Source organism: Microcoleus sp. T2B6 (genome assembly GCF_036700475.1).
Lineage (GTDB): Bacteria > Cyanobacteriota > Cyanobacteriia > Cyanobacteriales > Microcoleaceae > Microcoleus.
This window is the reverse complement of record NZ_JAUBOZ010000016.1, coordinates 48,312-65,212: the sequence shown is the minus strand read 5'-3', so window position 1 is coordinate 65,212 and position 16,901 is coordinate 48,312. Positions and strand designations below refer to the sequence as shown.

Annotated in this window: 13 protein-coding genes; 9 read left to right on the top strand and 4 right to left on the bottom strand. The window is 44.9% G+C overall.

All coding sequences use genetic code 11. The features are described from left to right. The first annotated feature begins 311 nt into the window (after window positions 1-311). Entirely contained in the window at window positions 312-1,787 is a 1,476-nt protein-coding gene (locus QUA00_RS09875) for a Dyp-type peroxidase (protein ID WP_333409494.1), read from the top strand. Window positions 1,788-2,564: 777 nt separating this feature from the next. Here QUA00_RS09875 and thrC read toward each other — a convergent pair. Then, window positions 2,565-3,689: a threonine synthase gene (gene thrC, locus QUA00_RS09870; protein ID WP_333409493.1), complete on the bottom strand. Its 1,125-nt coding sequence runs from the start codon at window positions 3,687-3,689 to the stop codon at window positions 2,565-2,567. Window positions 3,690-3,809: 120 nt separating this feature from the next. Between thrC and QUA00_RS09865 the strand changes: the two genes are divergently transcribed. The 6 genes from QUA00_RS09865 to QUA00_RS09840 all read left to right on the top strand — a co-directional run bounded on the left by QUA00_RS09865 (window position 3,810) and on the right by QUA00_RS09840 (window position 10,460). Continuing rightward, window positions 3,810-4,091, top strand: coding sequence for a hypothetical protein (locus tag QUA00_RS09865; protein ID WP_333409492.1), 282 nt, complete (start codon window positions 3,810-3,812; stop codon window positions 4,089-4,091). A gap of 257 nt (window positions 4,092-4,348) precedes the next feature. Continuing rightward, window positions 4,349-5,401, top strand: coding sequence for a fatty acid desaturase (locus QUA00_RS09860; RefSeq protein WP_333409491.1), 1,053 nt, complete (start codon window positions 4,349-4,351; stop codon window positions 5,399-5,401). Between the two features lie 279 nt (window positions 5,402-5,680). Beyond that, entirely contained in the window at window positions 5,681-7,183 is a 1,503-nt protein-coding gene (locus tag QUA00_RS09855) for an AAA family ATPase (protein WP_333144687.1), read from the top strand. Then, window positions 7,183-7,896 carry a ParB N-terminal domain-containing protein gene (locus tag QUA00_RS09850; RefSeq protein ID WP_333144686.1) on the top strand — a complete coding sequence of 238 codons (714 nt, stop codon included), beginning with the start codon at window positions 7,183-7,185 and terminating at the stop codon, window positions 7,894-7,896. Before QUA00_RS09855 ends, QUA00_RS09850 begins: the two co-directional genes overlap by 1 nt. 584 nt (window positions 7,897-8,480) lie before the next feature. After that, window positions 8,481-9,569, top strand: coding sequence for a Rho termination factor (modular protein) (locus QUA00_RS09845; protein ID WP_333409490.1), 1,089 nt, complete (start codon window positions 8,481-8,483; stop codon window positions 9,567-9,569). A gap of 153 nt (window positions 9,570-9,722) precedes the next feature. Further along, on the top strand, window positions 9,723-10,460 hold the full coding sequence (locus QUA00_RS09840; RefSeq protein ID WP_333409508.1) for a Uma2 family endonuclease: 738 nt from the start codon (window positions 9,723-9,725) through the stop codon (window positions 10,458-10,460). Between the two features lie 41 nt (window positions 10,461-10,501). Here the strand turns inward: QUA00_RS09840 and QUA00_RS09835 are convergent, their stop codons facing one another. The 3 genes from QUA00_RS09835 to QUA00_RS09825 form a co-directional block, all read right to left on the bottom strand. Beyond that, window positions 10,502-10,756, bottom strand: coding sequence for a XisI protein (locus QUA00_RS09835; protein WP_445252035.1), 255 nt, complete (start codon window positions 10,754-10,756; stop codon window positions 10,502-10,504). Window positions 10,757-10,823: 67 nt separating this feature from the next. Then, on the bottom strand, window positions 10,824-11,240 hold the full coding sequence (locus tag QUA00_RS09830) for an element excision factor XisH family protein (protein WP_333306811.1): 417 nt from the start codon (window positions 11,238-11,240) through the stop codon (window positions 10,824-10,826). Window positions 11,241-11,330: 90 nt separating this feature from the next. Next, entirely contained in the window at window positions 11,331-12,881 is a 1,551-nt protein-coding gene (locus QUA00_RS09825) for a phenylacetate--CoA ligase family protein (RefSeq protein ID WP_333409489.1), read from the bottom strand. Between the two features lie 348 nt (window positions 12,882-13,229). Between QUA00_RS09825 and QUA00_RS09820 the strand changes: the two genes are divergently transcribed. Together QUA00_RS09820 and QUA00_RS09815 are read left to right on the top strand one after the other, a co-directional pair. Beyond that, window positions 13,230-14,708 carry a transposase gene (locus tag QUA00_RS09820; protein WP_333409488.1) on the top strand — a complete coding sequence of 493 codons (1,479 nt, stop codon included), beginning with the start codon at window positions 13,230-13,232 and terminating at the stop codon, window positions 14,706-14,708. 129 nt (window positions 14,709-14,837) lie between these two features. Then, window positions 14,838-16,748 (top strand): serine/threonine-protein kinase, encoded by a 1,911-nt coding sequence (locus QUA00_RS09815; protein WP_333409487.1) that lies wholly within the window; start codon window positions 14,838-14,840, stop codon window positions 16,746-16,748. Window positions 16,749-16,901 lie beyond the last annotated feature (153 nt).

The window sequence follows — 16,901 nt, the reverse complement described above, 5'->3', positions numbered from 1 at the left end:
AATATTTGTGTCAAGAGGTTTTATTAAAAGTTTATACAAGTATTTTTTCTTTACAAATATTTTCCATAGACCGCAACGCGGGCTTCAATTCATAGAATTGTAAATACAAATAAAAGGTTTTAAAGATAAACGGGAAAATTGTTGTATTTTTTACAAAAGTTTATAGCTTGACAGGACACTTACAACCTGGTAATTTTGATAAATCAAAGCCAAGCTCCGCTAAGCAACAAAGCTGTTAACTATCTTACAGTTTGCAAAACTGAGAAACGGCTAAAGCCAAAACCTCAAAAATAGAGTGCTGCAAAAAAGCTGTGACCATAGACTTAAACCAAACCAATATCGATCCTAACAATCCACAGTATCAAAATATGTTAGAGGATTTGCAGGGAAATATCCTCAAAAGTCACGAACGAGACTATTCGACCCATATTTTGATTAAATTCAAGTCAGACCCGGACGCAGTTAAAAAATGGATCGGCTACTTTACCGAAAAGTTTGTTATGTCCGCTAAGAAACAGTTGGACGATAGTGCTAAGTTGAGAAGCAACTGTCAAGAAGTCGAAGGTTTGTTTGTTGCCAACTTTTTTCTATCTTATAACGGTTATAAAGTGCTCGGCTTCGAGTTAGATGCCGGGGGAAGCGGCGAATTTCCCAGTCCGGCTTTTAAGGTGGGACTTCGGCAATTTAGGACAATTTTGTTCGACCCTCCAGTTGAAGAATGGGAAAAAAGTTTCCAAAATGAAATTCATGCTTTCATTCTCCTGGCTGATAACGATCGCGACAACCTGGAAAAACAGGCAAAACAAGTCATAGAAGAAGTTGGGCGCGTCGCAGAGATTGTTCATACAGAAGTAGGCATTGTCCTCAAAAATAAAAAAGGGCAGACTATTGAACATTTTGGGTTCAGAGATGGTGTCAGCCAGCCTCTATTTTTAAAAGAAGATATTGAGCTAGCCAAAGAACAAGGTACTGATTTGTGGGATGCTTCTGCACCTTTAGAATTAGTGCTTGTAAAAGATCCTTTCGGTGAGGGAGAGCATAGCTTTGGCAGCTATTGCGTCTACCGAAAGCTCGAACAAGATGTGCGAGGATTCAGAGAAGCAGAGAGAGAACTGGCTAAAAAGCTGCGATTGTCAGATCGAGATGTAGAAAGGGCCGGCGCTTTAGTTGTAGGGCGGTTCAGAGACGGAACCCCAGTGACGCTTTCTCCATCGGAACAAAATTCCGATACGGTTCCTAATAATTTCAATTATGATAGCGATCGCGACGGAATGAAATGTCCCTTTCACGCACACATCCGCAAAGCAAATCCGCGCGGCGACAAAAACGACAAATACCAAACCTTAGAAGAACACCGCCAGCGTCGAATTGTTCGTCGAGCAGTTAGCTATGGCGAGATGCCGAATGCACGGGATAACTCCCTGTCAAAACTCTCGCGATTTGAAAATCAACTGGAACATTTAAAAGAGTTGAAGGTTCAGCCAGCGTCAGGCGAAAAAGTAGGATTGCTGTTTCTATGTTTTCAGCGCGACATTTTCAACCAGTTTATGTTTATGCAAAAAAACTGGGCGAATAATCAGCATTTTGTCAACTATACAACAGGCTTGGACGGCATTGCAGGTCAAGGAAAAAAACAAATTGAAGGGCAAGCGTGGCCGAAAGAGTGGGGGAAGGACGAGAAAGTACCGTTCGATTTTTATAATTTTGTCACGATGAAAGGAGGCGAATTCTTTTTTGCTCCTAGCATTAGTTTTCTGAAAAATATTTCAGCGCTCGCCGTGAAATAAAACACGCGATTATATAGCCTTTCGAGCTCTCATATGAGGTACTCATGGGCATAGGGCATAGGCCTCCGTGGGCATAGGGCATACCTCACTTTTTTGAGAACCGCTATACCAAATCCGGCTTAAATATCCCCTTTAGGGGTAAAGCCGGGATACGGACAAAATAGGACAGGATGTAAAGAAATGTAATGAAGCCGCCACTCCCAGGCAGATTTATTGAAGCAAGCAGAACAAGTAAAAAGCTTGCATAACATACAATAGAAGGTAAGCTTGACACTCAAGCGGGCTAAAGCCACTGAGATTCTGCTGACAGAATAACTTTAGTTATTACTAAAGTTTAATTCTCGCTACGGTGGTCAAATACCGTCTACTTAGTCACCCAAATCAAGTTTAGGTTTCTAGCTACTTTTGTCGTTTTAACGTTTTCTGAACCATCACGCTTGCCAAAATGCGGTACGCTCAACAACCTGCTATTGCTTGCCCTTTACTGTCATACTGTCATCAAGCTTGCACTTGACCGTTGTTTCCAGGGGCGGGAATTTCTCGCCTTCTAGGATGTCTCAACACGTAGATGCTCGTTCTTACTCACTTCTCGAACATAATACAATATTTCAACCAAAATAGAAACAAAGAAAAACACGGGGACTGAAGTCCCCGCGTCGCTTACCTCTCAGGGCTGAAGCCGCTGAGTTTCCCGCATCCGGTATGAATTTTTATGAATCACAGAGGACACAAAGAACACAACTGACAACTGACAACTGACAACTGCCAACTAACTTCTTAAAATCCCATCGCCCCAGCTACTGCATCCAAAGTCGGAGCAATGCCGCTTTTAAATTGATTGTTGCTGTGATTAATTGCGGTATCCGGGTCTTTCAAACCGTTACCAGTTAGCACGCAAACCACCGTCGCCCCAGTCGGAACTTGGTCTTTTACCTTCAGCAAACCGGCCACAGAAGCTGCACTCGCCGGTTCGCAGAAAATTCCTTCCTGTGATGCTAACAAACGGTAAGCGTCGAGAATTTCGGCGTCGGTGACTGCTGCAAAACTGCCGCGGCTGGCTTCGGAAGCTGCGATCGCCTGTTTCCAGCTAGCAGGGTTGCCGATCCGAATTGCTGTCGCCAGGGTTTCTGGGTGCGCCACAGCTTGGCCCGTTACCAACGGCGCAGCCCCCGCGGCTTGAAAGCCCATCATCTGTGGCAAGCGCGAACATTTTTTTGCTTGGTGGTATTGACAAAAACCCATCCAGTATGCTGTGATGTTTCCCGCATTTCCCACGGGAATGCACAGCCAGTCTGGGGCGTCGCCCAAAGCGTCCACCACTTCAAAAGCACCGGTTTTTTGGCCTTCCAAGCGGTAAGGATTGACGGAGTTGACCAATGTCACCGGATAATTGACAGCCATTTCGCGGACAATTTCTAAGGCGCGATCGAAATTTCCCCCAATCGAAATTACTTCCGCACCGTAAAGCAAAGCTTGCGCCAGCTTGCCCAAAGCCACGTAACCTTCGGGAATCAACACGAAAGCTCGCATTCCCCCGCGTCTGGCGTAGGCGGCGGCCGAGGCCGAAGTATTGCCGGTACTGGCGCAAATTACAGCTTCGGCACCAGCTTCCTTCGCCTTGGAAATCGCCATTGTCATCCCCCGGTCTTTGAAACTACCAGTGGGGTTGAGGCCGTCGTATTTCACCAAGACGCGCACGTCTCGACCGATGAGAGAGGCGATCGCAGGTGCTGGAATCAGGGGAGTATTGCCTTCTTGGAGCGTCACTACCGGCGTGGTTTCCGTCACCGGCAGGTAGGGGCGATAAGCTTCGATCAAGCCGGGCCAGCCGTAGCGTTTCGGCTCGGCGGCGCGGGCAGCAGAGTTAGCAGTAGAGTCAGTAGCAGGTAGAATCAGGGTCACGATGTCAATGGTTTTAGGCAATGGCCAAGGAATTTACACTAATTTTAGCTTGATCGGTTAATTTGATGTTTAATACGATCGGTTCAGGTTAAAGTAACTTAATGGTGTGAATGTGTAGATATGTCTACTCAATTACTGATGTCAAATAATTCATCCACTCTTTCCCGGCCTCAAGTCACCGCGAGCAACCCCGAAATGGCTAGTTCTTCTACGCTATCGACCAGTTTTGCCCGCAAAGTAGATTTGGTAAAGTGCCCTTACCAAGCCGATCAGCAAGTTAAGTTCCTGCACTTGCAAGCAGAAATCGAATCCTTGCTGCTGGAAGTGCAAAGCCTCAAACAGCAACGCTCGATCGCTGGCTTGCCGGCTCTCGACCCGATTTCTGGCAGCAAGAGCAATTAGCAGACAACAGCGCCTAATGCTAATTGTCCTGCCCCTGTGTTATAAAAACAAAGGTTTTGCTACCCGCAGTGTTTTTTGGCGAAAGTGCTAGAAATTCCTAACTGCGGATAGCGATCGCTAGCATTTGCTAAAACGCGCTTGCCTACTGCTCAACTCGTCTGCCGCAAGCTGGCAACGAGCTGAGATTTTACTGCGCTTTTTTATGCGCTAATTTTGTTAAGCCATCCTCATGGCATACGGAGAATCGAAATCAATTTATGACAGCATCGATCGAAAAACCACAAAATTTGACATCCGCAAGTGACACCTCCAACCTGCGCCTCAAAGATATTCTCAAAACCCTGCCGCGGGAAGTATTCGTCAAAAACCCCCGCAAAGCTTGGACAAAAGTCATCGTCAACGTTTTGCTAGTTGCTGTCGGTTACTTGGGCTTAGCAGTATCGCCTTGGTATCTACTGCCCCTAATGTGGATTTTCACAGGAACCGGATTAACCGGTTTTTTTGTGATCGGCCACGACTGCGGGCACCGGTCATTTGCTAACCGCCGCTGGGTTAACGATTTAGTCGGACATATTGCATTTCTGCCGTTAATTTATCCGTTTCACGCATGGCGGCATGGACACAATTACCACCACAAGCACACCAATAAACTTGGTGAGGATAATGCTTGGCAGCCGATGACAGCAGAAGACTACGCTGCCGCGCCCAAGGCTTTACAAATAGCTTATAGTTTAATATTCGGTCGGATGTGGTGGATTGGCTCGATCGCCCACTGGGCAAAAGTGCACTTCATGTGGTGGCGCTTCAAAGGCCAACAGAAACAAGAACAAGTTCGGTTTTCAGTTTTTGTCGTTTTAATCGGTGCTGCGATCGGATTCCCGCTTTTAATTGCAACCACAGGCATTTGGGGATTTGTCAAATTTTGGTTAGTGCCCTGGCTGGTTTACCATTTCTGGATGAGCACTTTTACGATCGTTCACCACACAGCACCAGATATTTCCTTTAAAGAACCCGAAGAATGGGACGAAGCCCAAGCGCAACTATCGGGAACAGTTCACTGCGATTATCCCCGCTGGGTAGAGTTTCTGTGCCACGACATTAACGTGCACGTTCCCCACCACCTTTCAACTGCTATTCCCTGGTACAATTTGCGCCTCGCCCACAGCAGCTTAAAGGAAAATTGGCAAGATCATCTCTACGAAACAGAATTTTCGTGGTCTTTAATGAAGCGGATTGCCGACAACTGTCACCTATACAATCCGGCTGGCGGCTATCAGACATTGCAAGAATTTAACGCTCAAAACAAGTAAGTTTGAAACGCGATTAATCCCCAAAAAACCCGGTTTGTCAAACACAACCGGGTTTTTAGATATTACAATCCGTAGCCTTTGTAAAGGACGGAATGCGCGCCCTAAGCTGTTGCGGCATTTAAATTGTCTGTCAAAAAAAATAAAGTCTTGTGGGGTGGGCGTCCCGCCCGCCCTGAATATACAACTTAAATGCGCGCCCTACTGTCAATATCACAATCCCTACCATTATTAAATCAGTCATTCCCAATCTAAAATCTAAAATCTAAAATCTAAAATCGAATGACTTTCAATCCCAATAACTGTCGCAACGAAAGCGAAGTAGAAAGCAAACTCATTGTCAGCTATCTGCTGCCAAAGTTAGGCTATACGCCCGACACTTGGCACCAAGAAATAGCATTTGGGAATATTCGTCTCGACTTCCTCTCATTTGCCACCCAAGTTATCCCCATAGTCATCGAGACAGACTCACCGATGAGTGTAGTCATGGAGGCTAAACATCCGAAGGAAAATTTAGACCGCCACCGGCGAAAACTAACTCGCTATTTAACAAGTTTGAGCATCCGCTACGGACTAATAACTAACGGTAAAGAAATTAGAATTTACGAAAGAATCGCCGATGATATTGAGCTAGTCTTTAAGTGTGCTGGACAAGACATTGAAAATAGAATTGATGAAATTATCGCTTTAATTGGCAGAGATAGTTTAAATTTTATAAAAAATCCCGATAATCTCAAACTGGAAGATAGTAAAATTAATTGGGTTAGTCCTGAGTTAATGAGCGAAGTCCCAGTACAGCCCAACAATCCCGCCCCCGCAGAACCTGAGCCAAGTCAAATCTCTGAACCACAACAAATACCTGAAAATTATCCAGTTAAGCCTCAAGTTAAATCCGATGTAACCGTTATCCCAACAACTCAAAATACGATGAAAATCATTGCAGTTTACCACAATAAAGGCGGCGTTGGCAAAACTACAACAGTAATCAATTTAGCCGCAGCGCTGAGCAAGAAAGGTAAGAGAGTCTTGGTGATAGACTTAGACAGTCAGGCTAATACAACCTTTGCGACAGGTTTAGTTAAATTTGAGGATGAAGAACAAGACGATTTGAAAGATAATAATATCCTTCAAGTTTTGCAATCAGAAGACTTTTTCTCGATTGCACAAGTAGCTCGCAAGTCTAATTTTTGCCATCCAGAAATAGATGTGGTTCCTTCCCACATTGATTTAATGCAATATGAAATGGAACTCAATCAACTAGATTACAGCCGAATGATTTTAATTCAGAAACTAGCAGAAGTACAGAATAAATATGATATTGTACTGATCGATACGCCGCCATCTTTGAATTTTTATGCTAGAGTTGCCCTAATTGCGGCGGATTATTTAATTATTCCTTCTGACTTAAAACCTTTTGCCAATCAAGGACTGATTAATGTCAAGGACTTTATCAAAAAAGTTAATGGATTCAAAAAACAAATTGGCAAGAAACCACTAGAAGTTTTAGGCGTACTCTCTTGCAAAATTTCAACTAATAGTAAATTTGTACAGTACAGTTTGCCCAAGCGGAGGGAGGCAATTCCCAAACGCTACGGCTTTGAAATCATGGACAGCGTAATTTACGAGAGAGACGATTTAGCAAAGTGTGCAGAACAATTTCAAATCGTGGGAAATATGGAAATCGCCGATCCCATTTCAGTGCTAGACTTTAAGCCAGATTCCATCGCATCTCAAGAATTTGAAATGCTAGCACTCGAAGTTTTGGAAAAAATAGGTAAAAACTAATGAAAAAATTATCTCCGTCACTGGTTGCAGTTAAAAAAATTACATCCGCAGTTCCCCGTTCCAATTTTGCCGAGGCTGATTTGGACAAATTAGCGCGACTGATTTTAGAGTCAGGAGGATTGATTAATCCGATAATTGTCCGCCGAAACGGTATGGATGCTTACGAAATAGTAGACGGAGACTTTGAATACTATGGGGCGGCGAGAGCAAAGGAAATAGAACCTCAAAAAGGCGAGACAATCGGAGCATTTATCCTGGAAGAAGAAAATGAAGAGCTTCTACTGGAACAACTTAAAATTCTCAGAAAAACCGCAATCAATGAGAATCAAAGTGTAAGTGTGGTTCCGCAACAGTCCTCCAGTTTTGAACAGCGACTGACAAATATTGAAACTCGATTGGAAAACAGAATCACGGAATTAAAAGCCGAGTATACGCGGGAAAAACAGGCGCTGATAGAGAGGGTTAAAGATGTTGAAAGCCGGATTCCCAAGCCAGTTCCGCTGTTGGAAGCACTCAACACTCAAGATAAATTCAAATTGGCTACAAATTTGAAAAATGCTGGCATAAAAGCTCAAACAATAGAACAAATCATCAAAGAGCGAGATTTGGAGCACTTTGCATCTTTTGAAAATGTGTTGGAACGCATGAAAGGTAAAGGGTTAGGCGAGAAAACAATGATTAAGCTTATTGACAAGTGGCAAAAATATTTATAAGCTTTCAGCCATCTCAATTGCATTTTTGGGGCGATCAAAGCCCGCCCGACAAAAGTTGAAAAACCCGATATGACTCGGCGGTTGAAACCGATCCTACACAAACTTTCGTCCCTCTCGGTTGAGACTAAAGAATAAGGGCGATATTAAAGGTGGCTTTCGTATAAATCGAAATTGCGATCGCAACTCGCAACGTCAGCCCGATCACCCGGACGGCCAAAAAAAGTAAAGATGAGTAAAGCAGTGTATCATTGGTGTCCCGCAGGCAGTTAAACTCATCACAGTTGCTTTTTTTAGGAATTGCAGTAACTTTTGCCGATCGCCCGGGCTGTCACCGCACAGCCAGCCGCACAGGTACAGCAGCAAAGCGATATCTCCCCCAGATAACCGAGTTCGATCGCAGAGTTGGAAGACTCAGCCCAAGAAACCCTTTAACTTACCACAGTCTGGGTAAGGTGTTTGTCTCGCACCCTACAATTAGAGTTCTTGGGTTAGTCCTGCAGCACTTAAAACGCAGGCTGTAAAGTGCAAATATACATAAACACCTACACACCCGAATTTAATGAGAAAAGAGGAATTGTAACAAGATGGAGCGATCATCCGATCAAAACCGAATAGTTGAATATTTGCGAATTAAGCCAATTAGTCACAGCCAGATTTACACTTCCCAAATTGCAGTACCAGAGCCTCAGATGGGAGAGATTCCCCGCGAACGCCGCGAAGCTATCAGGAGAAGTCTCATCGAGCAAGGCAGCAACTTGATTCCTTTAATTGTGCGCCCCACTGAAGCTTACAGCAATGAAGAAGAATATGAAGTTGTCTGCGGATCAGATTGGTGTATTCTTGCTAAAGAACTCGGCATCGAGCAAATGTGGGCGTGGGTATTTGAAATGACCGACGAGGAGGTAGCTGTTGCTCAAGCAGAAATGGAACATTTAGCTCCGCAACCGACTCAGAAAACAGCACAAATTGAGACTCTACTGCAACAATTTGAGCTATCATTTCAAAAAAAGGTAGATAGTCTAACTAAACAAATAGAACAATCTGTTAAAAAAAATGAAGACCTGCTAAAAAAACACGTAAACGCTCTCACTGAGCAGAACTTTGAGCGTAACCAAATAGAACAGATTAAGCATTTGCTCGAACAAGTGGAAAAAGCATTTCAGGAAAAGGTAGATAAAATGGCTAAAAAAATTGAACAATCGAGCAGCAACCGTCCGCCAACATCTGCTGTTACTTCTGAGGTAAATATTGAAGGTGCTTTGAGACAGTTGGATGAACTGGAAAAACTGCTGTCAACACAATTAGAACGCACAGTCCAAACAATTAATCAGTTTGTTTCCGACACCATTGAAGACGTAGAAAATGACCTGAAAAATCAAATTGAAACGCTCCGCCGCCAACTGGGAGCCACAGCGACTCACTCAGAAAGACAGCCAGAGGCACCGCCGAAGAAGCCGTCAAAAACGCAGCCAAAGAAGCAGTCGAAAGCACAGCAGAAACCTCAGTTACCGCAGTTGCAGTTGGAGTTGCCGTTTCCGTCCCCAGAGGAAGACTACGAAAGTCTTTCGCTGAGACGGTTGAAGGCGATCGGCAAAGACAGGAAAGTGCGGGGCTACGCGCGCATGAAACGACCGGAAATTCTGGCAGCTCTCAGACAAACTGACGGTCAATAAAACGATAATTGCTAATAGTTAAAGGCTAATTATTCGGTGTTCGATCGCATTTTTTGGCAAAAAGCGCGATCGGGCTTTCAGAATAGTCCTCGGCAGAGATATGAAAAGCTTGCTAAAATAGACACACAACCTCTTACTCCTCACCAAGCAGCCATGTCCGCAACCGCAGAATTAGCTACTACCCAAGAGATACCAGAACAAGAGATACCGGAAAACTTTATCTTTCCGCCCGACGATTTATATAGTGATGAACATTCCGTAGAAACAGAACTGCACCTGCGACAAATAATCCTACTCCTCCAATGCCTAGAATGGCTGTGGGGAGATAGAAACAATTTCTATGCTGCTGGCAATCTAACCATTTATTACTGTTCCAATCAACTTAAATCCAAGGACTTCCGAGGCTCAGACTTTTTTGTGGTACTCGGAACTGAACGCAAAACTCGGAAAAGCTGGGTAGTTTGGGATGAAGAAGGAAAGTACCCCAATATCATCGTTGAAATCCTGTCTCCCAAAACAGCGGATATAGATAAAAACTTTAAAAAACAACTGTATCAAGATACTTTTCGCACTCATGACTACTTTTGGTTTGATCCAGAAACTTTAGAATTAGCTGGGTTTCATTTAGTTGACGGGGAATATGAAGCAATCGCACCGAACGAATTCGGGCATCTTCGGAGTCAACAACTCGATTTGAGTCTCGGAATTTGTGGCGGAAAATTGCGTTTCTTTACAGCAGAAGGAGAGCTTGTCCCTACTCCTGAAGAGGTTGCAGAAAGGGAGACTCAACGAGCCGACGAAGAGACTCAACGAGCCGGACAAGAAGCTCAACGAGCCGATCGCCTGGCCGCGAAACTGCGAGAATTAAATATTGATCCCGATACAATTTAGCGATCGTCCTTTCATTCAATTTTCCTGTATTGTAAGCTGGTTTAGGCGATCGCATATCCCGTATGCTGCCGAACATGATAGGGATGAAACCCTAAAACTATCTTGTCTTTAGGCACTCCTAATTCTACAAGTTCTGGGGTAATTCCCGTTTCTATACCATCTTGTTGAATCCAAATTTGGCCGTCCCTAATTTCCACATGAACGATACACCCGTGAATTCTTTGAGGCCCTTGCCAACCTTCGTGGATCAGTAAAAAATTGTTTTGTTCGCGGTCAACAATAACGCTGCTTTTAATTTCTCCGTTGCCGTAAGAAATCTGGGCATAACTATCTAAAACATTGCGACAATTTGGCGATATTCATCTAGTCTATCCATCTGACAATTGTCTCGTTTAATGAATCAAAAACTATTAGTTTAAATCTCTTGTTCTCTAACAAAATCTGCCCGATAGGTTCAGAAAAGATTTCTGCATAAACTTCTGCACGAATTGCCAGATATATGATCCGTTCTGGTTCCGAAAGCTCTAGGATATCTTCGTAGACAATATACTGTCCAACAGCTTCTTCTAAGTCATGAACGGGTGAAAAACTCACGAAACTTTTTAATTTTACAGCAATTTTGCGACCTTGCTTTTCGGCAGCAAATAGTTTCTCTGCACCCAAATCGACGTTGAGAGTTCGTTTGCCAATTTTTAATGGTAGCGGATCGTTTGTTATCGTCCACCCGTCCTTTTCCAGGGCTGTTCTAACATTATTGTGGTAGATGTCTTTTGCTGGCATATTCTATTCTAAGCTGAACCATCAAATGTCACCCTAATTATAGAATAACACAAGACTTTTGAAAACTGATAAATCATCTATTCAAACTACTTATTGCCGCGTGTATCTGTGCTTCACCCCAATCGGAAAATACTCCGCATCGCCCGTCGCAGTTAATGTCACCACAGGTAACTGATATTCTGGCGGCACATAATTAGCAAATTCGCTGTTTAGCCGCCGCAATTGTGCGAGAATTGAAGATGCGATCGCCTGTTTCATCTCCTCGTCGCCCTCCACCCCCGCCGCTAATTCCACAACCACCGATAAAAACCGATTTTGATCCGAATCCTCCTTGACTTGCAGCACAAATTTTCCCGTCACCCATTCCCGGATGGTGGGAACTTCTAAACCTACGGTGACATTTTCCGGGTAAATGTTAGCACCGAAGTAGGAAACGGTAAAGTGCGTTAGCGAAGCCATCGAAGAGGATCGCCCAAATACATAGACAAAGGGCAAGCAGCGAATTCCTCTGGGGAAATCAGAAACTTTCATACCGGCTGCTTGCTGCAAACTTGCCACAGGGTTAAATCCCCATTCAGCCAAAAAATTGAGCATTGCTTCGTAAGAAATTAAACCGCCATTATCGGAGATGTGATAGCGTATTAGCGGGATGCCATTGTCGCCAGAAAATAATAGCGTGCCGTCATTATTCACTTCAAAAAAGCGGCTTTTCGGATCGTACTGTACCAGCGTGGGCAACCGCGATTCCCCGAATAAATTGCGTGCTGCTTCGGGATTTTTTGCTAAAAAGCGACGGATGCAAATACTCAGCGGTGTCTCGTTGCCCAAAACGCCGGCATCGGCAGTACCGTAAAGGCTCGCAGAGTTGTAATATAGATTGTCAGAATTAGTGCGATCGCTCACCAAACTCCGCCATTCTTCGCTAAACACTTCCCCCGCAAACACCATCTTAATTCGATATTTTTGCCACTCCACACCCCCAGCAATTCCGCTATCAATCACATCCTTGATAAACGGCGGATATCCCAACAAAACTACTTGCTCAAAATGCTCCCCCAGTTCCTGCACAACTCGAAATATTTCAGTCTTATTATTCCCAGGCGTCACAACTGTAACGGGATAGCCCTTACTCGCTAGATAGCGGCAGCAATTTGCCGTGTACATTCCGCCTACCCAAGTTCCCAACGCAAAGCAAATCACAGCTAAAGTTGAGCGAGTGTCGGCGTAAAAACTGTCGTGAAATATTTGTTCAAAACGAGCAGCAATTTGCAACTCGTCGCTGATAAAACGCGGCCAAAAGGTCGGGTTTCCTGTCGAACCAGATGAAACAGCAATGAAATCGCAAGTTTCTAATTGGCCCTGGTAGCACAACTGAGGTAGCGGGTGACAGCGTAAATAATTCTCTTTGGTAATTAGCGGCAATTTTTGGAAGTCTTCAAAGGTTTGAATTGAGGCGGGATTGATGTTAAGTTCAGCTAGGAAAGTCTGGTAAGCTGGTACTGTGGCAGCGACTTTTTGAAAAAGCGCGATCGCCCCGGATTCGGCAACTCGATTCTGCTGGTGTTGCAATCGTTCCTCAAGCGGCGCCCTCAAAAACTCTTCAAACGCCCCAATTGCTCGCTGACGCTGTTCTGGCTGCATGATTTGCTCCTTAAAATGGGTATTTTGCACCTCGATCGCTCAAAATTCAATTAGTAGCGCTAACACCCGATCGCACATTGGGCTGGACGCTAAAAATTTGAACACATTTTGAGGTCGATCGAATCGAAAATATGGCGCAGTCGATAAACTTCTATAGCACGAAACTGCTTTTTTAACAATAGCCACAGGGGATAGCCAAGCTGCCGATCGACTAATCAACACTGACAGAGTTTGACCGCGCCGCAAGCCCACCCCTGAAGGGGTCGGGATGCGTCTGCATTTGTCTTGCATATGAAGCTGTCGTTAAGTCGTTAATATCTACAATATACGATAAAATAACTTCAGGAGGTGAGCGAATTGATTTTGAGTTACAAGTATAAGTTGCGCCCCAATAATCAACAGCTTAAAAAACTATCGGGATGGCTCGATATGTTACGAGCTAATTACAACTGGTGTTGGCGCGACCGTGTTGATGGCTGGCATCAGCAATTTATTTGCGGTAGCTATTCCGATTTGAAAACACAAGCTGAAATCACACCTTTGACTTGCAGTTTAGTTAAGGGGACGCAATTAGCTAACCCCTGGAAAGGTGGTGGTGGCAAAGCCAAGAAAAAAGGGGAGAAAGATCGATCTCCTAAACGCACGGTAGTTTTGATGCAAGATGCAAACCTGCAAGAATTAAAAGATGCTAGACCCTGGTATCAAGAGATTGATATTGGGGTTTTACAGTTAATAACAGTTCGAGTTAACGAATCTTTTAATAAGTTTTTCAAGGGTGCTGGGTTTCCCAAATTTAAACGTCGTCACGATTTTAAATCCTTTAGTTACAAACCAGGAAGGATTAAAATCAAGGGTAATAAAATCTATTTCCCTAAAATCGGATGGATGCGTTTTTATAATTCGCGCTCTCTTCCAGATGGATTTGAAATCAAGACGGTTACAGTTAGACAGAAAGCTGATGGTTGGTACGTTTCAGTTAGAATTGAAAACAAGACAGTACCAGATTTTCCAATAATCCCAGACAGTGAAATTAAAACCATTACTGGCTGTGATATGGGATTAGGAAAATTGGTTTACTTGTCTGATGGAAGTAGTATTGACAACCCGCGTTTTGCTACTAATAAAAAAACTAAGCGTTTAATGAAAATTAGACAAAGGCGGGTTAGTCGCAAGCAAAAGGGAAGCAAGAATCGCAGTAAAGCTCAACTCAGGGTGAGTAAATTACATAACAGGATTCAACAGCGACGAGAATCTTATCAATGGGATGTGGCTAATCGAATTGTTAAAAAAGCTGATGCTGTTACGGTGGAAGATTTACCAGTCAAAAACATGATTAAACGGTGCAAACCAGTTAAGTCTGAGGCTGGTAGATTTTTATCTAATGGTCAATCAGCTAAACGAGGATTGAATCGTTCTATTGCTGATGCAAGTTGGTATGGTTTAACTCAAAAACTTGAATATTTGGCTGCGAAGCTAGGCAAGAAATTGTATAAAATTAACCCCAAATATACCAGTCAAACTTGTAGTAAATGTAGACAAGTTGATAAAAATAGTCGCAAGGGTGAAAAGTTTATTTGCACTAATTGCGGACATATTGATGATGCTAATTTACAAGCTGCTAAGAATGTGAAAACTAAGGCAATAGAAACCTACGGGTTAAATATTGTCAAGAAAAAGGTACGGCGGGACTCGCCGAAACCAGTACAAACGACACTTTTTAATGTCGGAATGTACGAACGCTCGTCAGATAATACGCTGCCCCAAAAAGGCAAACGGCGTGTGGGCGAGAACCCAGAGTACAAGCAATTGTCTCTCTGGGATATTTAGGGCGAAATTCCTAAAGAATCTCATCCCCTTCAGGGGTGGGAGTGTCAAACACTATGGCAAGATTAATTCAGCGATCGCCCAAAACTCCCAGTCTCAGTCAAGCGTGAAAATCCGACGCAGCAAGTTCCCATGAACAATCCCATCTACCCCGGCATAACTCTCAACAACCACTACCGAATCGTCCGCGAATTGGGACACGGAGGCTTCGGGCGCACCTACCTCGCTGAAGACGCCCACCGATTTAACGAACCCTGCGTTTTAAAAGAATTTGCGCCCCAAGTACACGGAAGTTACGCTTTACAAAAATCCGAGGAACTGTTCGAGCGGGAAGCGGGAGTGCTCTACAAGCTGCAACACAATCAAATCCCGCGCTTTCGCGAACTCTTCCGCGTCAGTATCAGCGATCGAGGCTACCTATTTCTCGTCCAAGACTACGTGCCCGGCCAAACCTACCGCTTTCTGCTCGACGCCCGCAAGCGTCAGGGTTTGCGGTTCATAGAAGCAGAAATCAATCAATTGCTGCAGCAGATTTTGCCCCTGCTCGAATACATTCACTCTCTAGGAGTGATTCACCGCGACATCTCCCCGGACAACCTGATTCTGCGGAGTTCTGACGGGATGCCCGTGCTCATCGACTTTGGCGGAGTAAAACAAGTCGCCGCCACCGTAGAGTCTCTTTTCGCTGAGGCTAACGGCACTCCCGCCCCCGCGACTCGCATCGGCAAGCTCGGCTACGCTCCCGTCGAACAGATGCAGATGGGTATCGTCTCTCCCCACAGCGATTTGTACGCTCTGGCGGCCACGGTTTTGGTGTTGCTGACGGGGAAGGAACCCCATCAGTTGCTCGACAGCCAGACGCTGAATTGGAACTGGCGGGCGGAATGTTCTCTGTCTCCGAATTTGTCCCTGGTGCTGGATAAAATGCTTGCTCAACAGCCGAGCCAGCGTTACTCCTCGGCTCGCGAGGTAATGCTCGCTCTCTCCGGCAATCCGCCTTTACAGCCTTTGCCGCCAGCCCCGCAGCCAGGGTATTTTGCGCCCACGCAGCCGCCGGATCTCTCGCCTATACCCGTACCCGCCCCCACGCCAAAACTGCCGGGAACTCCGGTGCGAGTTGCTGCTATTGGCCATCAGCAAAAGATGCCTGCTTGGAAAATGGTTTTGTTCGTGGTGGCGGTGCTCTCAAGTATGGGGGGAGTTGGCTGGTTTGCGGGCAATTCTTTGTTAAATCTGCAATCAAAAGTGCAGAAAGTTCCCCAGCCTTCAAGCCCGAAGCAGCAGCAAGAAGATGCTTTGCAAGATCGCTTTGTCAAGCTCAAAATTGACGATCGATTCTATAGCGGTTACGTCAACCTTGTGGACGAGACTTTCTATGCCAAATACCCGGAATTGGGGGGACGATTGTTAAAAGAAGGCGATGACGATCGCCAATGGCGCGAAAGGTGGCAGAAAATCGGCGACGAGTTGCTCGACAAGCTGGAAAATCTCAGCAGCGACGCTAGAGCGCGGTTGGGCACTTACGACACCACTGATATCGATCGCTGGAAAACTGAGGTTAACAAGCTGAATTTGAGCAGTCGGGCTTTGTACGATTTGGCTGATGCTAGGTTTTTTTATTGGTTTCCACAACAGCCGCGCGATCGCAATATCATCGGTTTGCCGATCGGACAAATTTGGCAAGCAATTACCGCCGACGAACTCGAAGCCTTACAAGCTGGAGCAACTGTCGAAAGCGTTGAATTTGACCGCCTATCGAACAGCAAAAGCCTCACAGGCAATCTCAAACCCGGAGAAGGGAAAGCTTACATTGCCAGGTTCGCTCAAAATCAAACTTTGCGCGTGAATTTGCAAGCCCCGCGCAAATCAACTCTGCTGTCAATTTATTCTCCAGGGCGGACAAAAGGCGCGCGAGCTTTGCTGGAAGATGCAGAGGGGCTGAGTTGGTCTGGATTGCTGGATGATACTGGCTTTTATGAATTCGTGGTAGTTTCTCAAGCATCTGAGCCGATCGCTTACCAGTTGAATCTGACGGCCGAATAACTGCTATTGACAATCAAGCATCCAGGATACAAGCCCCCGCATTCATCCGTCCAGAAATAAAAAACCTGTATCCGATAAAGGAGCCCCCGAATTTATCCGTGGGGTCGCCTCTAAAATCTAAAATCTCAAATCTCAAATCTAAAATCGATTGAC

Coding starts and splice junctions, on each gene's coding strand:
- QUA00_RS09865 (WP_333409492.1), top strand. CDS start 3,810: ATGTCTACTCAATTACTGATGTCAAATAATTCATCCACTCTTTCCCGG.
- QUA00_RS09860 (WP_333409491.1), top strand. CDS start 4,349: ATGACAGCATCGATCGAAAAACCACAAAATTTGACATCCGCAAGTGAC.
- QUA00_RS09855 (WP_333144687.1), top strand. CDS start 5,681: ATGACTTTCAATCCCAATAACTGTCGCAACGAAAGCGAAGTAGAAAGC.
- QUA00_RS09850 (WP_333144686.1), top strand. CDS start 7,183: ATGAAAAAATTATCTCCGTCACTGGTTGCAGTTAAAAAAATTACATCC.
- QUA00_RS09845 (WP_333409490.1), top strand. CDS start 8,481: ATGGAGCGATCATCCGATCAAAACCGAATAGTTGAATATTTGCGAATT.
- QUA00_RS09840 (WP_333409508.1), top strand. CDS start 9,723: ATGTCCGCAACCGCAGAATTAGCTACTACCCAAGAGATACCAGAACAA.
- QUA00_RS09830 (WP_333306811.1), bottom strand. CDS start 11,240: ATGCCAGCAAAAGACATCTACCACAATAATGTTAGAACAGCCCTGGAA.
- QUA00_RS09825 (WP_333409489.1), bottom strand. CDS start 12,881: ATGCAGCCAGAACAGCGTCAGCGAGCAATTGGGGCGTTTGAAGAGTTT.
- QUA00_RS09815 (WP_333409487.1), top strand. CDS start 14,838: ATGAACAATCCCATCTACCCCGGCATAACTCTCAACAACCACTACCGA.